General features: G+C 52.3%; 13 protein-coding genes. 4 read left to right on the top strand and 9 right to left on the bottom strand.

All coding sequences use genetic code 11. The features are described 5' to 3' along the window. Positions 1–4 precede the first annotated feature (4 nt). On the top strand, positions 5–2,485 hold the full coding sequence (locus EJN92_RS15420) for an EAL domain-containing protein (protein ID WP_126128640.1): 2,481 nt from the start codon (positions 5–7) through the stop codon (positions 2,483–2,485). 76 nt (positions 2,486–2,561) lie between these two features. Here EJN92_RS15420 and EJN92_RS15415 read toward each other — a convergent pair whose 3' ends face one another. After that, positions 2,562–4,040 (bottom strand): cytochrome C, encoded by a 1,479-nt coding sequence (locus tag EJN92_RS15415; RefSeq protein ID WP_126128639.1) that lies wholly within the window; start codon positions 4,038–4,040, stop codon positions 2,562–2,564. Between the two features lie 376 nt (positions 4,041–4,416). On the opposite strand from EJN92_RS15415, the gene EJN92_RS15410 reads away from it, so the two are divergent. Together EJN92_RS15410 and EJN92_RS15405 are read left to right on the top strand one after the other, a co-directional pair. Next, a complete protein-coding gene (locus EJN92_RS15410) occupies positions 4,417–5,991 on the top strand; it encodes an ATP-binding protein (RefSeq protein WP_126128638.1) in 1,575 nt (524 codons plus the stop codon). 97 nt (positions 5,992–6,088) lie between these two features. Further along, positions 6,089–6,817 carry a response regulator gene (locus tag EJN92_RS15405; RefSeq protein ID WP_126128637.1) on the top strand — a complete coding sequence of 243 codons (729 nt, stop codon included), beginning with the start codon at positions 6,089–6,091 and terminating at the stop codon, positions 6,815–6,817. A gap of 143 nt (positions 6,818–6,960) precedes the next feature. Here the strand turns inward: EJN92_RS15405 and EJN92_RS15400 are convergent, their stop codons facing one another. The 3 genes from EJN92_RS15400 to EJN92_RS15390 form a co-directional block, all read right to left on the bottom strand. Continuing rightward, positions 6,961–8,658 (bottom strand): long-chain-fatty-acid--CoA ligase, encoded by a 1,698-nt coding sequence (locus EJN92_RS15400; RefSeq protein WP_126128636.1) that lies wholly within the window; start codon positions 8,656–8,658, stop codon positions 6,961–6,963. A gap of 112 nt (positions 8,659–8,770) precedes the next feature. Continuing rightward, a complete protein-coding gene (locus EJN92_RS15395; RefSeq protein ID WP_126128635.1) occupies positions 8,771–10,000 on the bottom strand; it encodes an acyl-CoA dehydrogenase family protein in 1,230 nt (409 codons plus the stop codon). 48 nt (positions 10,001–10,048) lie between these two features. Then, positions 10,049–10,786 (bottom strand): histidine phosphatase family protein, encoded by a 738-nt coding sequence (locus EJN92_RS15390; RefSeq protein ID WP_126128634.1) that lies wholly within the window; start codon positions 10,784–10,786, stop codon positions 10,049–10,051. A gap of 93 nt (positions 10,787–10,879) precedes the next feature. On the opposite strand from EJN92_RS15390, the gene EJN92_RS15385 reads away from it, so the two are divergent. Next, positions 10,880–11,788: a LysR family transcriptional regulator gene (locus EJN92_RS15385; RefSeq protein WP_126128633.1), complete on the top strand. Its 909-nt coding sequence runs from the start codon at positions 10,880–10,882 to the stop codon at positions 11,786–11,788. On the opposite strand, the gene EJN92_RS15380 is transcribed toward EJN92_RS15385, so the two are convergent. From EJN92_RS15380 to EJN92_RS15360, 5 genes are all read right to left on the bottom strand, one after another. Beyond that, positions 11,789–12,133, bottom strand: a complete 345-nt coding sequence (locus EJN92_RS15380) for a DUF3579 domain-containing protein (protein ID WP_126128632.1) — start codon at positions 12,131–12,133, stop codon at positions 11,789–11,791. A gap of 418 nt (positions 12,134–12,551) precedes the next feature. After that, positions 12,552–14,540 carry an aminoacyl-tRNA hydrolase gene (gene pth / locus EJN92_RS15375; protein WP_227869569.1) on the bottom strand — a complete coding sequence of 663 codons (1,989 nt, stop codon included), beginning with the start codon at positions 14,538–14,540 and terminating at the stop codon, positions 12,552–12,554. Beyond that, positions 14,512–16,461, bottom strand: a complete 1,950-nt coding sequence (gene pth / locus EJN92_RS15370) for an aminoacyl-tRNA hydrolase (RefSeq protein ID WP_170174909.1) — start codon at positions 16,459–16,461, stop codon at positions 14,512–14,514. Before pth (EJN92_RS15370) ends, pth (EJN92_RS15375) begins: the two co-directional genes overlap by 29 nt. 392 nt (positions 16,462–16,853) lie before the next feature. Then, on the bottom strand, positions 16,854–17,537 hold the full coding sequence (locus EJN92_RS15365) for a DUF4336 domain-containing protein (protein ID WP_126128629.1): 684 nt from the start codon (positions 17,535–17,537) through the stop codon (positions 16,854–16,856). A 304-nt stretch (positions 17,538–17,841) separates the two neighbouring features. Next, complete coding sequence (locus EJN92_RS15360) at positions 17,842–18,798, bottom strand: CobD/CbiB family protein (protein ID WP_126128628.1); 957 nt, start codon at positions 18,796–18,798, stop codon at positions 17,842–17,844. Positions 18,799–18,836 lie beyond the last annotated feature (38 nt).

Here is an 18,836-nt window from a genome sequence, read left to right as displayed (position 1 = left end):
TTTCATGAGCATATCTACATTCAATGTCGACGATGCCCCCTGCGGGTTTTTTTCTTTCGACAGCAGCTTGCGATTGGTCGCGGTTAATCGCACGCTGGCAGTAATGCTAGGTACGCCTCAGGAGAATTTACCCGGTAAGCCTCTTGATCAACTGCTGTCATCGGCCAACAAATTAATGTTTCACATGCAAGTAATGGCGATGCTGCATATTCATGGCCATGTCGAAGAAATTGCCATTAACTTAGAGGCTGAAAACGGGCAACAAATACCGGTACTGTTAAATGCAATCACACGTCATCAAGCTGATGCGGCAATCACCGAGTGTGTAGTCATCCGGGTAAATGAACGTCAACGTCTTGAAGATGAGCTTTTTCGAATCAGGAAGGCAACCGAGCAAGTTCCTGGCGCACTTTATCAATTTCTTTTATGCGCCGATGGCAGCTCTCGTTTTCCTTATGCCAGCGAGGGCATCCGTAACATTTATGAGTTAAGCCCGCTGCAAGTTCAAAGAAATTCTGACTTGGCGTTTAAGCGAGTGCATCCGGATGACCTCGATGCGATCTCCCAAGGAATCGCAGAATCGGCAAAAAACCTTACGGTATGGCATCAACAATACCGTGTAATTTTACCGAAGCGTGGCATGCTTTGGCTTGAGGGCCAGGCCACGCCAGAATCGCGCTCGGATGGCAGTACCTTATGGCATGGTTACATCAAAGATATCAGCGAACGTAAGTCTCTGGAAATTGCTTTAGCCAATGAATACGAGCGAACACGGGTCACGCTCAGTTCTATTGGTGATGCCGTTATCACGACCGATGAATTTGAAAAAATACAGTATCTGAACCCGATTGCAGAACAATTAACGGGCTGGCGACTGAACGATGCCATAGGTCTACCGGTCACCACTGTTTTCAATATTATTAATCAACACAGCCGTCTCGCTGCAAAAAATCCGATTGCTCACTGTCTTCAAGAACGCGCTATTGTAGGGCTCGCGCGCGACACCGTATTAATCAGTAGAAACGGTAACGAATACGCAGTGGAAGATTCTGCGGCCCCCATTTTTACTTCTGGCAATGTCATCACAGGGGTTGTGATGGTTTTTAGAGACGTCACCGGGCAACGCATCTTAAGACAAGAGGTGGAACGGCGAGCGACCCACGACCATCTCACCGGATTAGCCAACCGTGCCGAATTTGATCGTTTGCTGTTGGAGCTGTTTGATTCATCGATCTCCACAGGTACTAGCCATGCCTTGTGTTGTATTGACCTTGACCAGTTTAAGATCGTCAACGATAGCTGTGGCCACGCCGCGGGTGATGCGCTGTTGAGAGAAGTATCAGAGCTGCTGTTGAAAAGTGTGCGGGCAAAGGACACGGTAGCGCGTCTGGGAGGCGATGAGTTTGCCCTCTTATTGGAAGACTGCGACGTAAACATTGCTCAAAGGATTGCGCAAACGGTATGCGATAAGGTCGCACAAATACGATTTCAGCAAGATGGTAAATTTTTTCGGGTTGGTGCCAGCATCGGTGTCGCCCCCTTGGATAGTCGCTGGGAGACTGCGCAAGCAGCACAGCAGGCTGCCGATGGGGCATGTTTTGCGGCCAAGGATGAAGGTCGGGGACGCGTCCATATTTACGAAGATATGGATAAGGCGGTCCTGGCTCAACACGATCAAATGCAGTGGGCAACACGCCTGCAACAAGGCATCGATGAAAATAGATTTGAACTCTTTGCGCAGCCGATCATACGATTGGATGCCGATGCCGGAAAAGAATTGCATTTTGAGGTATTGCTTCGCTTGAGGGAGAACGACGGCAAACTTGTGTCACCCGCTGCGTTTATCCCGGCGGCGGAGCGCTATGGTTTGGTAGCACAGGTCGACCGCTGGGTAGTGACTCATGTTTTTGAATGGATGAACGCCCATCAAAATGATATTTCTGAAATAGAGACTATTGCAATCAATTTGTCGGGGAAAACAGTAGGCGATCGTGACTTCCATCATTTCGTCGCAGCTGCGCTTGAGCAAAGCCATGTACCTGCGAATAAAATCTCGTTTGAAATCACAGAAACGGCCGCGATCGGAAATATCGACATTGCATTAGAATTTTTTAAACTGTTGCACCAGCGCGGCGCTCACAGCTCACTTGATGATTTTGGCAGTGGCATGTCTTCCATGGCCTATCTCAAACATTTGCCTGTGGATTATTTAAAGATAGACGGGCAATTTGTCAAAGACATGGCGACCGATGCAGTCGATTGTGCCATGGTACGTAGCATCAATGAAATCGCTCACCTGACGGGTAAGCTCACTATTGCCGAATTTGTCGAAAATATCGAAACGCTCAATTTGCTTCGTACATTTGGGATCAATTTTGCACAGGGTTATCATGTCGCCAAACCCATGCCAATTAATGAAATTTTGGTCTGGCACCGTCAGCAAAGCTTTTGTTCCCGACAAACTAGCGAAGCCAGCCACGCATAGCCCATGCGCCTTAGCGGGGCGATGCCGCCAGCAGGCGCATGGCGCTTGCGTGGGCGGCCATACGCTTTCTAAAAAATTACAACACTTTCAGAAACTCTGTCAGATCGACGACCTCTTGCGGCGTAAAACCTATGCCAAAACGCTTATCGTAAAACTTCACCAGCGCCGTCAGATCATTGACCGAGCCATTGTGAAAATACGGCGAGCGGGCCTCAAGAGCTCTCAGGCTAGGCACCTTGACGCGCCCTATGTCCTTCCATTTACCGGTCTGCATCGCGCTACCCGGATCAGAGGTCTGCACCACTTCGCCAGTGGCGATATTTTTTAGCGTGTACAAGGGCAGATCGGGAGTACGCAAGCGGGCGTCGGAGGTGCCGGTGTTAAACAAGCGCGGCACCGAACTGCTGCCAACATTCGGCGTGTTGTGGCAACTGGTACAAGTGCCTCGCTGCAAAGGACGCCGTAACTCATCATTAAAACCGCCGACCCCGCTGATATTAAATGGCTTGTTATTGAAAATCGCCTCTCCACGCGCAATTGAAGCGCGTGCCAGATCGGTGCTGCTTACTGGCGGCGGAGCCGGTGGTCTTGGCCGCCCCGGGATCGCTGGCGGTGGTGGCGGACGCACATCCAGACCACGCCAGGCACCGAACAAGGAAAAGGCAGCGCGATTGAAAGCGGCACCGGTTTGATAATCGCCCTCTTGTACATCATTGATGCCAAAGTAAAAATTGTTTTGCGCCAAAGCCAGTGGCCCGCCCTTGCCGCCTGCGGCATCGAGGCTACCGGCAACTTTGCTGCTGATCTGCGCGGTGAATAAGGTTTTTTCAAAATCAACGATGGCGCGTTGTTCGGCTGCAGTCAAGCCTTGTGCGGCCTGAGCATGCCCGGTCACTGCGCTATTCGATTGATGCAGCAAGTCGACATCAACCGGAGCAAAGCACTTGGCTGGACGGCTACCGATAATGCAGAGTTTGGATTGTGCATCGATCAAGGTTTCACGCGCATCCCACATCACGGTGTTTTGAAATTTCAGGTTGGTGGTCGGCAAAGGCCGGCGAAATAGCGACAATTCTTTGGCACTGGCGTATCCATACGGGTCTTCCACTTTGACCAGGGTAAATTCAGCCGCGGCAGGCATCGCCAAGCCGACCCGTATCAAGCCCTTGGATAGCAACAAATTATAGGCAGCACGTTTTTGCTCCAGGCTGGTGATAGTGGCGTTCGGTGAGTTGGCACCATCATTGAGCTTGAAAATGGGGTCGTTGCCATTGCTTTGCGTGAATCTCGCCTGCAATGCGGCAGGCGAGACGCTCCAGCCCTGGCTCTCCTGATGGCAACTGGCGCAAGCGCGGCCATTGCCAAAGGGCTTAAAAAATGGATTATTCGTGTCTATGCTACCAGTGCTGCTAAAGGTCAAAGCAGCACCTTCTTCGTTGGGCTGCGCAACGGGCGCAGCAGCATAGGCTGGCAGCGCCGTTGCGCCCGCCACTGCGAGTAAGCGCAGTAGCGCTGGCAGCGCTAATGTGCGCCGGTTTGGTAAGCTAGTCTTCATTTTAGGTCTCCTTCAATCTGGCCCATAGTGCGTATCTTCAAGCGCGTTTTTTGCCTCGATGAAACTAAAGCAGACCTCAGAATAAATCCCGAATGTGGAGAAAAAATGGAGGACCGCCTATTTCCACAAATTTGTCCTACTATTTTTTTTGGTGTTTCATGCACGCCGGTCACCGCAAGCGCAGCGAAATCTGTATAGAGAAATCCATTATTGCTCCATAATTGAAACGCATAATGTGGGCATCATTGACGCGTACCGATGCAAGAACCCCAAACATGGCAAGCCCGCAAAGACAAAAACCGAGCACAGACATGCAGCCTATTGGTGCCAATTGCCACGATCTCGCTTTGCCCCTGACTCTTGACAGGAGGACAGCTTGCGTCTGACCATTGCCCGCAAAATCGCCCTTGCCATCGTCGCCATTGTGATACTCAGTGTCGGCACCATGGCGTGGATCACCAGCCAGAATTTAAAAAGCGGCTTCATCGGCTACCTGAATCAACTCGAAGCTGAGCACCTGCAGGAAGTGAGTCTGCTGTTTGCCGAGGATTACCGTCGCTATGGCAATCTCGACAGGTTTGCCGATAATCGCCGGGCCATGCGCGATGTGCTCGATGCCGCACGCGCACGCTTACCCGACCAGCAGAGCAACGCCGATGCCAGCGCGGGGGTAAGCGATGCTTTAGACCAGCGCCCGCCACGGCGACCGCCGCCGCCAGGTCGCGCACGATCTGAACGGCCTGAGCGACCTGAGCGCCCCGACCGACCTGACCGACCTGACCGACCTGACCATCCTGATCGTCCCGATCGCCAAGATCGCCCACCGCGCGAAGAATTTCCTCCCGGCCGCCCGCCGGCACCTGACCCTATGGGTTTCGGGCCGCGTTTGTCGCTGATCGATCAAGATGGCCGCGTACTGATAGGCCCGCGCGACACGCCGCCCGGCCGGGTCCAAGCCGTCGTCGTCGATGGCCGCAACGTCGCTAGTTTGAGCCTGGCTCCCTTGCGCCAGCTCGCGCACACCAGCGCCAGCGGTTTCCTGCTGTCGCAGATGCGTCAGATACTCTGGCTGGCCGGTGCTCTGATCTTGCTCTCGGTCTTACTCTCGGTCTGGCTGGCGCGCCATCTGCTAAAGCCGGTTGCATCGCTGCGTAGCGTGACCAGACGCATCTCGCAAGGACAACTGGAAGCGCGCGCCGAAATCGTCAATCAAGATGAACTGGGGGAACTGGCAAGCCATGTCAATGCGATGGCACAAACCCTGCAGCAAAACGAAGCGCAACGCAGCAAAATGCTGGCCAACGTCTCGCACGAGCTGCGCACGCCGCTGACCGTGATACGCGGCGAGATTGAAGCGCTGATCGATGGGATTCGCCCGACCAGTGCGGACGCTTTGAAATCACTGCATGAAGAAGTGCTGCATTTGGGCAAACTGGTCGACGATATTCATCAGGTCAATCTGGCGCATGCCGGTGAGCTGGCGTTTCAGTTGCAAAGAATCGATTTGTGCGCGCTCATGAGCGAAGCGCTGCAACGTTACCGCCCACGGATACAGGCTGCCAGCCTGACGCTGAGCAGCCAGATTCCGTCAGAGCCGCTGTACGTCAAGGCCGATGCTGGCCGCCTCACGCAAGTGCTCAGCAATTTATTAGAAAACAGCTTGCGTTACACCGATGCCGGTGGCCAGCTGCAATGCAGCCTAAGCCGCAACGGCCCGCTGATAGAGCTGACGCTAGAGGACAGCGCACCCGGCGTGCCCGATGGCAGCCATACCCGGCTATTCGAGCGCCTGTATCGCGCCGACCAGGACCGTAGCCGCCAGCGCGGTGGCAGCGGTCTGGGCCTGTCGATTTGCAAGGCGCTGGTAGAATCGAATCACGGAAAAATTGCCGCCCTGCCTTCCAGTCTAGGCGGGATAAAAATTGTAATTCGCCTGCCGGCAGTGCCATAATCAGAGGCGAGTCGCCGAAGACCGTACTTGGCACTGCAAGGCGGATACAAGAACGCTGGGGCGATTTTGCGAAAGTCATAGACAAGTGAGTAAGCACATGGACAACTCCAGCACTAAACCTAGCCGCATCCTAATCGTCGAAGACGATCCCAAGATCGCCGCCTTGCTGGCCGATTATTTTGTCGCCAGCGGCTATCTGGTCGAGTGTCTGGCCGACGGCATCAGCGCCTTGGCGCAGATACGCCAAGACGCGCCTGATCTGCTCTTGCTCGACCTGATGTTACCCGGGCTAGATGGTCTGGAACTGTGCAAACAGGTCAGGACATTTAGCCAGTTGCCCATCATCATGCTGACCGCTAAAGTCGATGAGATTGACCGTTTACTGGGACTGGAATCGGGCGCCGACGACTATGTCTGCAAACCCTTTAGCCCGCGTGAAGTGGTGGCGCGCGCCAAGGTCCATCTGCGCCGCCATAGCGCCGACGCCGGTAGGCAGAATACTCCGGCAGCAATGGCAGCAAACTCGCCCGCTACGCCGCGCTTTGTGGTTGACCATGCGCAGATGCGTATCCTGATCGACGCCACCGCCCTGCCGTTAACCCCAGTCGAGTTCCGTCTGCTGGGCGAGCTGATCAGCCATCCGGATCGCGTCTACTCACGCCAGCAACTACTCGATTTCGCACACGAAGATCAGCGCGACATCAATGACCGCACCATAGATTCGCACATCAAGAACATCCGCAAGAAAATCCTGAGTCGCTTGCCCGACAGTGATTACCTGCAATCGGTCTACGGCGTCGGCTACCGCTTCGAATTACCTTTTTGAGCGTCTTGGCTTAATCCCAAAAAGGCATGCCGCCAGTGCGCAATATCCATGTGGCTTCCCAGCCCGCCTGCCCGCTAAGCCGCATGGATACTGCGTATCCGGCCAGCTGCCATTTAAAAACCTTTAAAAGCGGCTCAACGAATTCACAGTGCGCGCTTTCTGGCCTCATCCTCATACAATTCGCGCTTGGATAATTTGCCTACCGGTGTCTTGGGTAACTGCTCGCGGATTTCCATTGCTTGCGGCATTTCATGTTTGCCTATGCGCTGAGTTAAAAATTCTTTCAGCTGCTCCAGATTAAAAGTGGCTGCGCCGTCTTTGAGTTTAATGAAGGCTTTCGGCGATTGGCCGCGATAGCTATCGGGGATGCCGATCACGCTCACTTCCGCCACTGCAGGGTGGGCGTAAATCGCCTCTTCTATGGTGCGTGGATAAACGTTATAGCCGCTGCATAAGAGCATGTCTTTGGTGCGGTCGACGATGTAGATGTAGCCATCTTCATCCATATAGCCAACGTCACCGGTGCGGAAAAATCCATCGGCGGTAAACGCCTCAGCATTGGCCTCGGGCTTATTCCAGTAACCCGACATAATATTGGGCCCGGCCACGCACATCTCGCCGCGCTCGCCTTGTGCCATCGTCATACGTGGATCATCGACACTGATAAATTTAAAACGTATGCCAGGTGTAGGCAAACCGCAAGAGCCAGCTCTGCGCGCACCTGTCAGCGGGGTAAAAGTGCCGGTGGGCGAGGTCTCGGTCATGCCCCATCCTTCCAGCAAACTGCAGCCGGTCAGAGTTTGAAATTGCTGCAAGACTTCGGCCGGCAGCGGCGCACCGCCAGAATTACAAAACTTCAAAGCGCTTAAATCAAACTCTTTGATCGCCGGATAATGAATGATGGCGCTGTACATGGTCGGTACTCCGGGGAATACCGTGATTTTTTTATGCGCCAGATCTTTGACTACCGCCTCCACATCAAAGCGCGTATGCAAGACGATCTCGGCACCCAGCCGCAAGCCAAACAACATATCCACGGTCAGCGCATAGATATGAAATAGCGGCAATACGGCTAGCACCCGCTCCTGACCTTCCACCAGCACCCGCGGCTTTAAATTAAGGGTCTCCATGATCTGGCTGCAGGCCGCAGTCAGATTGGCATGCGTCAGCATCGCGCCCTTGGGCAAGCCGGTGGTGCCACCGGTGTACTGCAACACAGCCAGGGTCTGTGTCGGATCGCTCTCAGCAATCGCTGTAAATTGCCCGTCGTTGTCGCATAACTGGCTAAAACTCAGATGCTGTGCATCTGCCGGGATGGCGCACAATTGCCCGGCCTGCGCTAGTTTAGCGCGCACCGCCTCGGGGGCAGGCGACATCTCGGCAACACTGCCGACGATGATTTTTTTCAGACGCGTGTGCCCTAACATTGCGGCCATTTGCGGATACAGCATGTTCATGTCCAGCGTCACCAGAAGATCGGTCTGGCTATCGCCAATTTTGTGCTCCAGCACTTTAGCCGCATCCAGGGGCGAATAATTGACCACGGTGCCACCGGCCCTGAGTATGCCGAAAAAGCAAATCACATAATGCGGCGTATTGGGTAAAAACAGACCTACATGCACCCCGGGTTTGACGCCTAGCAGCTGGAAACCTTTCGCAGCCTGATTCACCATGACCTGCAATTGTTGATAGCTGATTTGCCGCCCCATGAACTCCAGCGCTGGGCGCTGCGCCCATTTTTTTACTGCATCATCTAATAATTGCGGCAGCATCGTCTCTGTAAGTGCTGCATCCCAACGTACACCTTCGGGATAAGATTTGATCCAGGAATATTCTGTCATGTCTGTCTCACTTTTTTATTTGATGGTGGGCGCACTTCTGCCGGTATGGCCTTGCATGGGCATTAAAAAAGGCAGGCTGAAATGAATTTCAGTCTGCCTTTTTTGCCGATAATTAGCGTGTTTGCGTTTTATATTTTTTCAGCTCCATCTTGCCAATCTGATTGCGATGCACTTCGTCCGGACCATCGGCCAGGCGCAAGGTGCGCGCCTGTGCATAGGCATACGCCAGACCAAAATCGTTAGAGACGCCGGCTCCTCCATGCGCCTGTATCGCCCAGTCGATCACGGTACAGGCCATAGTCGGTGCCGCTACCTTGATCATGGCGATCTCTTTGGCGGCAGCTTTATTGCCTACCGTGTCCATCATCTGTGCGGCATTCAATACCAGGAAACGTGCCTGGTCTATCAAGATGCGCGAATTAGCGATACGCTCCAGCGTGACGCCCTGCTCGGCCACCGGTTTGCCAAACGCGACCCGGTTGAGCGAGCGCTTGCACATATCTTCCAGCGCTTTTTCAGCCAGGCCGATCAGGCGCATGCAGTGATGGATGCGCCCAGGGCCCAGACGTCCCTGAGCGATTTCAAAACCACGGCCCTCGCCGAGTAAAATATTCGATGCCGGCACCCTTACATTCTCAAACAGCACTTCACCATGTCCATGCGGCGCGTCGTCGTAACCGAACACCGGCAAGTGACGCAAAATCGTCACGCCCTTAGTATCACGTGGTACCACGATCATCGATTGTTGCTGATGGCGATTGGCATTCTGCGGATCGCTCTTGCCCATGAAAATAAACACTTTGCAGCGTGGATCATTAGCGCCGGAAGACCACCATTTGCGGCCGTTGACGATATATTCGTCGCCATCGCGCACTATCGAGGCTTCGATATTGGTAGCATCGGAGGAGGCAACCTCGGGTTCGGTCATGGCAAAGCAAGAGCGTATCTCGCCATTTAATAAGGGCTTGAGCCATAGGTCTTGTAACGCTGGCGTGGCGTAGCGGGCAAACACTTCCATATTCCCGGTATCTGGGGCGGAGCAATTAAATACTTCGGCCGACCACAGCGAACGCCCCATGATTTCACAGAGTGGTGCGTATTCCAGATTAGTCAAACCAGCGCCGAGTTTGGACTCGGGTAAGAACAAATTCCACAGATCAGCGGCGCGCGCTTTGGCCTTGAGTTCTTCGACGATCTTGGTCGGTATCCAGGCATTACCGGTCTTGCGATTGGCTTCGATCTCGCCAAAGAACACCGCTTCATTCGGATAGATATGTTCATCCATGAAAGCCATCAAACGGGCGCGTAGTGCTTGTACTTTAGGGCTGTACTGGAAATCCATGTGGTGCTCCTTGTCTCAGTAAAAAATTAAAAACCCAGGGGACTTATGCTAAACGTAGGAAATAAGTTCGGAACGATTGAGTTGTTCCAGGTGCGAAAAATTATTCAAATAAGCCAAAGCCAGTTTGGCCGGCTGTTCTGCTGACAGGGCTGGCTGCAGATGGAAGCGGGTCACGCCACTATTCACCAAAGACCAATTGAGCTCGGCAAAACGCGCATCCGGAAAACCCAAAACGTGCTGGCACAGCGCAGAAATAGTGCCGCCCGAAGTGAAGATGAGGATATTTCTGGCGGGGTCGACATGCATCATCTGTCGCTGCAAGGCATCCACACAGCGCTGCCGAAAACTAGCCCAGGTCTCGGCGTAGTCGTGATCAAAGTGACCCGACATCCAGCGCGCGATCGCCTGCGCAAAAATTTCTTGAAAAGCGCTTTTGCCATCCGGCGTATTCATTAGAAATTTCTTTACTTCAGCCGGATCGTCGAAGGCTGGCACATGCCTGGCCAGCACTTCGTGGTGATTGTATTCATTGAAGCCAAAATCGCTATGCCAATCCTCGCTGTTCAACTGCGTCTCTGGCATGCCCGTCAACTGCGCGATGCAGGCACGGGCAGTTTGCAGATGGCGCTGCATTTTTCCGCTGACAATCCGGGTAGAACTTAAATCGCGTGCCGCCCACCAGCGCCCTAGTATCTGCGCTTGTTCAAGCCCGAGATCGGACAACTGATCATAATTTTGACTTCCGAAAGAAGCTTGACCATGCCGGATCAAGTAAATTTGCGCCATCTTTGCCACTCCTGAAATGCATTAATGAGGCAAGTGTAAAGCGCAGGCTATAATTGATCAAATGAATAGTTATTATCAACTTCCATTAGTTCTATGCATATATCCAAAGTCGATCTAAATCTATTCACGGTGTTTGATGCCATTTACAGTGAAGGCAGCGTCACCCGTGCCAGCCAGAAGCTGCATCTTACCCAGCCAGCCATCAGTCATGCACTGGCGCGCCTGCGCTTGGTCTTTGACGATGCCCTGTTCATCAGGCAAGGTCATGCCATGGTGTCCACGCCGCTGGCGCGCAATATCATAGAACCTGTCAGGCTGGCCCTGCGCGGCTTAGAAGTGACGCTGAGCGACGCCGGGAAATTTGATGCCCTGTCGGCCACTAATCAATTTAATCTGGCGCTGCGTGATGTACTGGAATCTACCGTGCTGCCGCCGCTACTGCACAACATCTGCGGGCAAGCACCGCTGGTAAATCTAGCCGCGATCCAGGTTGAAAGACGTGAATTGCTCAATGAATTGGCAGCCGGCACGCTCGATCTGGCGATCGACATGTTGCTGCCACTGCCAAATGAGATACGCCGCCAAAAGATGAAGCAGGACGATACGGTAGTACTGGTGCGCAGTGGCCATCCCCTAATTCAGGGCAAGCTGGATTTGGATACCTACCTGAACGCCGAACACGTACTGGCCAGTTCGCGTCGAAAAGGCATGGGATTAGAAGATTTTGAGTTAAGTCGGCTCGGTTTGCAGCGTCGCATACGCCTACGCTGCCAGCATTATTATGCCGCGTGCAGAGTGATTAGCCAGACCGATATGCTGTTGACCATGCCGGAAGGCTATGCCCGTATCGCCAATGAACAATTTGGCAATCAGATTTTGCCCTTACCGCTACCTATGCCGTCTTGGGATGTGTATATGTATTGGCATCAGAATGTAGAGAATGACCCGGCCAACCGCTGGCTACGTCAGCAAGTCTCGCAAGCTTTTTTATGCAGTCTTTAATTATTTTGCAGCAGATTTATCGGCAGCATCTGGCAACAGACAGGCTTCGATGATTTGCAGGTCGTTGTCTTTCGCGAAACTCAAGACAAAATGATAGGCCAAAGGCTCGATCTCTCGGATCGCCTCATCCACCACCACAGAGCGTACTCCGTTGAGCAAGATGGGGCGCACATAAGGGGAATACAACAAGTGGGCGTTGCGACCGGCATCCGGGCGAAAACATGACATGGCACCGCACAGACGTTCGGCCCAATCGCTGGGACGAAATTGTTTGCCATCACTGGTAAGACCGTGAATGAAAAACTCGCGCTTAGCGATGGAAACATTTTTGATGGAATCGGCCATGTGATCGGCGTGCTCTCACTTCGGGAAAAGACTAACTTGGCAAGCATTATGGTCGATAAACCTTGCACCAAGCTTTCAAACAACATGAGTATTATATCTTATAGAAGACTCGACACAAAACTCGATCTCAGATATACCAGCGTTGGGTCTTGATCACTTAATTTAAACACAAAACTGTTTAAGCTATAAGCAACAAAAATAAGTAAAAAGCCTTTTGAAAATGATCAAAATTCTATATCCATCGCATTTTAAATCTCATTTTTGAGGTTTTTTGTACGATTCTAAGCCTGAAATTGTTGTCGGTTTTCAGCAAAAAAACTTCCTACTTTAGCCAATAAAAACCACAACCTCTACCCTGTTTGATCGGCAATCCACCCTAGGCACTATAGCTGATATTCAACTTTAGTAAAGGGAGTGGCTATTCTGGCATCGTCGCGACGCTATTTTGCCGGAGCTTTTTCTGCAGTAATTCGATCACTTTATCGGCCGCATCGCGCATAAGTTGCGCCACCAGTGCCTGCTGTTCGACGCCAAATGCTGTCAATACGTAATCAGCCACAGTCTGACCCGCCGCCCCCTTACCGACCCCAATTTTGACACGCCTGAATTGATCATCCTGAAACGCCTGCAGTATCGATCGCACGCCCTTATGGCCGCCGTCGCTACCGCGTAAGCGGATACGCGTGACCCCCAAGGGTAAATCAAGATCATCATGCAACAAGATACATTGCGCAGGCTGAAAACCCAGTTCATTTGAGAGCTTGAATAGTTGCGGGCCTATTAAATTCATAGGACAAGCTAGTTTCAATAAACAAACTGGTGCACCGTTTAATTCACCCAACATAAAACTGGCTAAGTCCGCGCCATCGGCGCCGCTTTGCCATTCTGGCACCGGCCCAGCTTGCGCGCCTGCTTGCAACTCTAGTGCCAAAACATCAAGCGCGCAGTAACCGACATTATGCGGCGTATCGCGCAGACTTAAATCGGGATTTCCCAAACCTAGCACTATCGTGGTGGCAGCGCTGATCCTTATGCGGTCTAAGCTGAAGTTGGCCGAATTGCGCCCTGTTTTTGTCTCTGCTTCAAACTCCGAATTGGTCTTGGTATTCAGCATTTTCTTAGGCTGTGCTTGTACCGATTGGTAGAGCGCTGGACACTCTAGGCAAAACTGATTCAGATGACAGTCTGAGCGCCAACATTGCACAACTGAAGTCCGTGCAAGTAGCAAGCGTTGCAAATGATCGGCGTTGGCCGAACCCTTCAACAACACCAGGTCGCCTGCTTTTAAATAAGCCGCCAGAAAATTGGAAGCGTCTTGTATCACGGGGAACGCGAACAATTGATCCTCAGACGATTTTTTTGCGCGTAAAGCAGCCGAGGCATTCGGGCCAACAAACAGCACGCAATCGGCGCTGGCCAAGGCGAGTCTGGCGGTTTCTACATACCGTAGACCGCTATGCCCTACATAATCTGAGATAGTGCCTATCACGATGATCTTGCGGGCTGCTTTAGCCTCTCGTATAAAATCACAGGCTGGAGCGATGCTGGCAAATGGCGCCTTCCAATCATCCCGAATGAAGCTGATGTCATTGACGAGCACCGCTTGCATGCGCCCTTCGAACGGAGCGACTTGGGCGATTGCCGCCACCGCCGTCGCCAGAGGCACACCCAAGGCAAGCCCCGTGGCGAGCGCTGCCAATACTGAGGGCGCCCAATGCTCGCCGCACAATTGCGTATGCACCATCGCACTTTCACCTGCCCAACTGACTTTAAGCGAGAGTCGCGCCGGCCAGACCGAGAGTATTTGTTCGGCTCTCAGGTTGGCGCTAGCAGCGAGGCCAAAACTCACCACCCGCCCCGCACAAAACTCAGCCATTTGCATCACCAAAGCATCATCGGCATTCAAGACCGCGATCCCTTGCGGACCTAGTGCGCGTATCAACTTACTCTTCTCTAAAGCGATCGCCTCGCGGGTTTTGAATGCGGAAATATGGTCAAAACCGATATTCGTCACGACACCCACCGTAGGCTGCACCAAGGATAAGGGCAGATCCATTTCACGCGGTCTATGCCCAGAAATTTCAACCACACAAAAAGCATCACGGCGACTAGTTCCCAAGATAGTCAGCGGGGTATATTCAGAAGTATTGAGCGTCCCTTTGGTCTGATTACCGTCGGAAAAATGAGCACTCAGGATGCCTGCGATCAAGTCCTTGGTAGTGGTTTTTCCGGCGCTACCGGTAATGCCGATAAAAATGGTGTTTTTAAGCTGCTTGCGATGCCAACGCGTCAGACTGTGCAAGCCATACTCATACACCGATCGCGCGCGCCAGCCCAGCGCCTGTTGCACCCGCTTTAGGCTAGTCAGGAGTAGCGTTTTAGCTGAGCTGGCAAGAACTTGCGGCATGCGCATCCCCGTTTTTTGTTTTAGATTGAGCCGCATTCAGATTGCGTATCAACTCTAGCACCCGCTGTACGGCTACTGCCTGTGCTGTCAGTATTTGCGCTTGTTGCGCTGGCGAAAACGGTGTCAGTACGTAATCGGCCAGCGGCATATTTTGATCGCGCTGTCCTACTCCAATTTTCACTCTTAAAAAATGATCGTCCTGAAAACTCTGCAAGATAGAGCGCACGCCGCGATGACCGCCGTCACCACCGCGTAGCTTAGCCTTCACTTCGGCAAAAGGCAGCGCCAAATCATCGTGCACGATGATGCTATGCGCAACGCTGAAATCACTGCCGGTGCTCCAAGCGCGCAGTAAGGGACCTACTTCATTCATAGGACAAGCAAGTTTGATCAAGCGCACCGGTCGGCCTAGTAGCTCACCATTCGCAATCAGGGTCTGGGCGTATCCGACTTGCCATTCCCAGCCATGCTGCTGCGCCATCAACTCTAACGTGCGATATCCGACATTGTGTGGCGTATCAGCCAAATGCGGCTGCGGATTTCCTAAACCTATGACGCTGACTGTCTGCATATCAGTCTTGTAGCGAAGCGGCTGCACATGCTTGGAAACACTGTCATTGACGGCGACAGGCTTGCTCTCAAAAGCGGCCTTTGGCCCCGACGCCACATGCAAATATTGACAGCTTAAACATGAGCGCATCAACCCGCAATCAGCGCGCCAGCATTGCAAATCACCTTGCAAGGCGATCAGCAGTCTTTGCAGGTGATCGGCTTTATGCGAGCCCTTCAGTAATACCAGATCCCCCGCTTTTAAGTAGCAGCTCAAAAAACTCGCAGCATCACGTATAGAGGGGAACGCAAACAAGGCGTCGTCGACACTACGCTTGGCGCGCAAGGCGGCCGAGGCGCGCGGACCGATAAACAGTACGCAAGCGGCAATCGCCAAGGCGGCTTTGGCAATGTCCACATAGCGCTTGCTAGAATCGCCGGTGTAATCAGAAATCGTGCCTATCACAATAATCTTGCGGTGCGCAATTGCGGCATGCATGAATTCAAAAGCCGGCGCGACAGTAGAAAGTGGCGCCTTCCAATCATCGCGGATGAAATCTATGCCCTTGATCTGTAGCGGTGCCATCCGTCCCTCGAAGGGCTCGGTCGCCGCCAATGCCTGAGTCGCGAGCGGCAGCGGCACGCCGAGCGCAATGCCAGTAGCGAGTGCGGCTAACACGGTGGGAGCCCAATGGCTACCGCACAGCTGGGTGTTAACCTGCACGCTTTGCTCCTCCCACCGAACATTCAGCGTCAGTCGTGCTGGCCAGACTGAGCTGATGGCCTCAGCTCTGAGCATGGCATGCTCACTCAGGCCAAAACTCAGTACGCGTCCAGAAAATTGGCTGCGCATGGCCCAGACCAAAGGGTCATCGGCGTTTAAGATGGCCACGCCATCGGCTGGCAAGGCACGGATTAATCTGGCCTTCTCGTCCGCAATGGCCTGGCGGCTTTGGTATAGCGTCAGATGATCAGAGCCAATATTTGTGACTACCCCAAGCTGAGGCTTAATCAGGGCCAGTGGTAAATCCAGCCCACCTGGTCCGGCATGAGCAGAGATCTCCATGACACAATAGGCATCGCGCTTTCGGGTCGCCAACAAGACCTTCACCATGTCCTCAGGAAAATTCAAAGAGTCGGGATTTTTTGTGCCCTGCAGTAGATGGGCCTGCAAAATACTGGCGATTAAATCTTTGGTGGTGGTCTTGCCGGCACTACCAGTGACGCCGATAAACACAGTATTGCGCAGTCTGCGCCTATGCCAGTAAGTAAGCTGATAGGAACTGAGGCGATACAGATGTTGCCAACGCCAAGCCAAGACCTCTTTTAGCCAGACTAAGGGTCTAAAAACCGCCTTGATCGTCTTCGACATTCCTGTTCCCAGCATTCAGCACCTTTAGCTTTTAATTGCAGAAATTCATCTCAAAGGCATCATCATTTACAGCAGCCCTACATTTTATGCGGATGAAAGCAGGAGCAAAAATGTTGCTGCGCGCCGTACCTGGATAGTGATTGCAGTCAAAGTATCCTAGAATCACAAAGTTCTCGCAATACCATCCCCAAAACAATTGCGCTTGACATGTGCTTAGCCAGTACTCTCAGCAAAAATAAAAATCGGCAGCCCAACACGGAATACCCATGCGCTCGCTGGCGGCATAGTGCTTGAAACCCGCATGGATATTGGGCAAGCGTCGTATGCCATTTTTAATTTATCAGTCCATCTCAAAAAATTAGGTAGGCGCAAACGCTTACCGTGCCGCGCACTTAATTTCTTCTAAAACTGGCTAAGGCCTGCCCTAGTTTGCGGACATCATGATTCTCTAGTATCACGTTGTGGGCAGTAATCACACGCCTGTATGGCCATTGAAGAATGCGTTCAGCACTAAGGCGGGCGGCAAAATGATCGTGGATACTCATTTGCACGGTATTTGGCACCGCCATTTGCTTACGTACCCCATTCAAACTGGCGTAACATCGCGCCAGAAAAGGTAGCTCGCCACGCCACCATTGGCAGAGATCCGACAAAATCAAGGTAGCGGAGGCACGATGAAACCAAACCATCTCGTTCATGGAGGGAATGCCATTAAACAAAAAGCACTCTAATTCAGGCCACCAGGCCGGATTGCTGGTACTAGGAATTTCCTGCAAACCAGCGATGTCCTCGCGTTTTTGCATCAAACCAGGCGCACCGAAGACTGCCGCCTCAGGAAAAAGAGCGGCACATTCTGCTACAAATCGATGATGTTTTTTACTTGGTGCCAGGATGAAACTAACCACGCCCAATTGTCTGAGATGCTCTTCTACCGCGCTGCTAATCGGCACAGGAGAATGCAGACAAAGTCGGCCATCATTTAAACGCACCACCGTCATGCGGGAAGAGTACGGCACACCTCTTAAGCTAAAGTGATGTTCGAGATGCCAGAGATTGTCGGTGATTTCTTTCAGCATATAAAGTAATTGTTATATTTGCTATTAACTCAAATATAAGCTGACAGTGAAGTTTTAACAATGTTTATTCGCGAAAACAGATAAAAGAAATTTTAAGGCGCTCAAAAGCAGCCGTTCGAGCTTAGTTAAAGTCAAAACAGTGGGTATCTGAGGGAGGGGAAGGTATTGCTAAGTCGACCAACAGCCGAAGGCTTTGCTAGCTTTAGCACCCGCTAGTGCTGAGGCTAAGGCTCAGGCTAATCAAGCGCTATTTGCTTAATGCGAAAAAGGCGAGTTAATACCCGCCCTCTTACTAAGTTTAGATTTACATCACAGCCATGCGAAAAAACACCAGCAAGAGCAAGAGCAACATCCACAACAACAAAGCACGCCAGACTAGACCGACTACGCTTTGCAAAGAACGCGGGGTCGCCTCGACACCCGGTTGGCTTTCCAAATCCAGACTATCCACATCGACTGCACTGGCATCCGCAGACAAACGCAAAGCCTTGGTTTCTGGCTCTCCTAAACGCACCCCGAGTGCACCACCGCCAGCCGCCAAAATAATACCTATCAATTCATTCGGCCAGCGATCGGCGTAGTTGCGCCATGAATACACCGCATCTTCAAAATTCCCGACCACCGCGAAAGCCACCGCAGTTAAGCGCGCCGGAATCCAGTCGATATAGAAAAATATCTTATTCGCATACGCTCCGAAGGCTTCGTTTTGCATGTGTTCAGGCTCATTCCATTCTCTGGACAAGAATTCAGCGACTCGATACATCACCGCACAGGCGGGGCCTACCGGCATCAGGAACCAAAAAAATACGCCAAAAACATTGCGGTGCGAGCCCACCAGAGCGCGCTCTACCGTCAAGCGAGAAATTTCCGACACTTCCATACCGGTGGTATCGATATTGGTCCACTCTGCCAAAAACACGCGAGCTGCGGCCTCATCACCAGCACTCAAGGCCTGCTGTATTGAAGTGAAATAATGGCTATAACGCCGAAATCCCAGCGTCATGTAGACAATCAGAACATTCCAAACCAATGCCGCAATCGGATTGAGTTGCACGCAGACCCAATAGATTAAGGCAGTTGGCACTGTTAGTAGCGCCACCAATATCCACCAGCCCATGCGACCATCCGATTCTTTACCGGCATTGCACCAGCCCTCTATTTTTGCGGCCAAATTTTGGATCAACAAATACACCGGATTATCCACCCGCAAAGGTTTCAATTGTTCAATCAGCAGAGCGCAAAGTATAGAAATAAAAGTCATGATGTTGTCGTGTTCAATCGTTGCCAGCTTGAAATGGT

The sequence above is a fragment of the Undibacterium parvum genome, from assembly GCF_003955735.1.
In the GTDB taxonomy this organism is placed as follows: Bacteria; Pseudomonadota; Gammaproteobacteria; order Burkholderiales; family Burkholderiaceae_D; genus Undibacterium; species Undibacterium parvum.
Note: the sequence above shows the minus strand (reverse complement) of the source record. Positions and strands in the feature narration are given on the sequence as shown.

Bases quoted from the DNA above. Each gene is read 5' to 3' on its own strand.
- EJN92_RS15420 (WP_126128640.1), top strand. From the start codon at position 5: ATGAGCATATCTACATTCAATGTCGACGATGCCCCCTGCGGGTTTTTT.
- EJN92_RS15415 (WP_126128639.1), bottom strand. From the start codon at position 4,040: ATGAAGACTAGCTTACCAAACCGGCGCACATTAGCGCTGCCAGCGCTA.
- EJN92_RS15405 (WP_126128637.1), top strand. From the start codon at position 6,089: ATGGACAACTCCAGCACTAAACCTAGCCGCATCCTAATCGTCGAAGAC.
- EJN92_RS15400 (WP_126128636.1), bottom strand. From the start codon at position 8,658: ATGACAGAATATTCCTGGATCAAATCTTATCCCGAAGGTGTACGTTGG.
- EJN92_RS15395 (WP_126128635.1), bottom strand. From the start codon at position 10,000: ATGGATTTCCAGTACAGCCCTAAAGTACAAGCACTACGCGCCCGTTTG.
- EJN92_RS15390 (WP_126128634.1), bottom strand. From the start codon at position 10,786: ATGGCGCAAATTTACTTGATCCGGCATGGTCAAGCTTCTTTCGGAAGT.
- EJN92_RS15385 (WP_126128633.1), top strand. From the start codon at position 10,880: ATGCATATATCCAAAGTCGATCTAAATCTATTCACGGTGTTTGATGCC.
- EJN92_RS15380 (WP_126128632.1), bottom strand. From the start codon at position 12,133: ATGGCCGATTCCATCAAAAATGTTTCCATCGCTAAGCGCGAGTTTTTC.
- pth (WP_227869569.1), bottom strand. From the start codon at position 14,540: ATGCCGCAAGTTCTTGCCAGCTCAGCTAAAACGCTACTCCTGACTAGC.
- pth (WP_170174909.1), bottom strand. From the start codon at position 16,461: ATGTCGAAGACGATCAAGGCGGTTTTTAGACCCTTAGTCTGGCTAAAA.
- EJN92_RS15365 (WP_126128629.1), bottom strand. From the start codon at position 17,537: ATGCTGAAAGAAATCACCGACAATCTCTGGCATCTCGAACATCACTTT.
- EJN92_RS15360 (WP_126128628.1), bottom strand. From the start codon at position 18,798: ATGACTTTTATTTCTATACTTTGCGCTCTGCTGATTGAACAATTGAAA.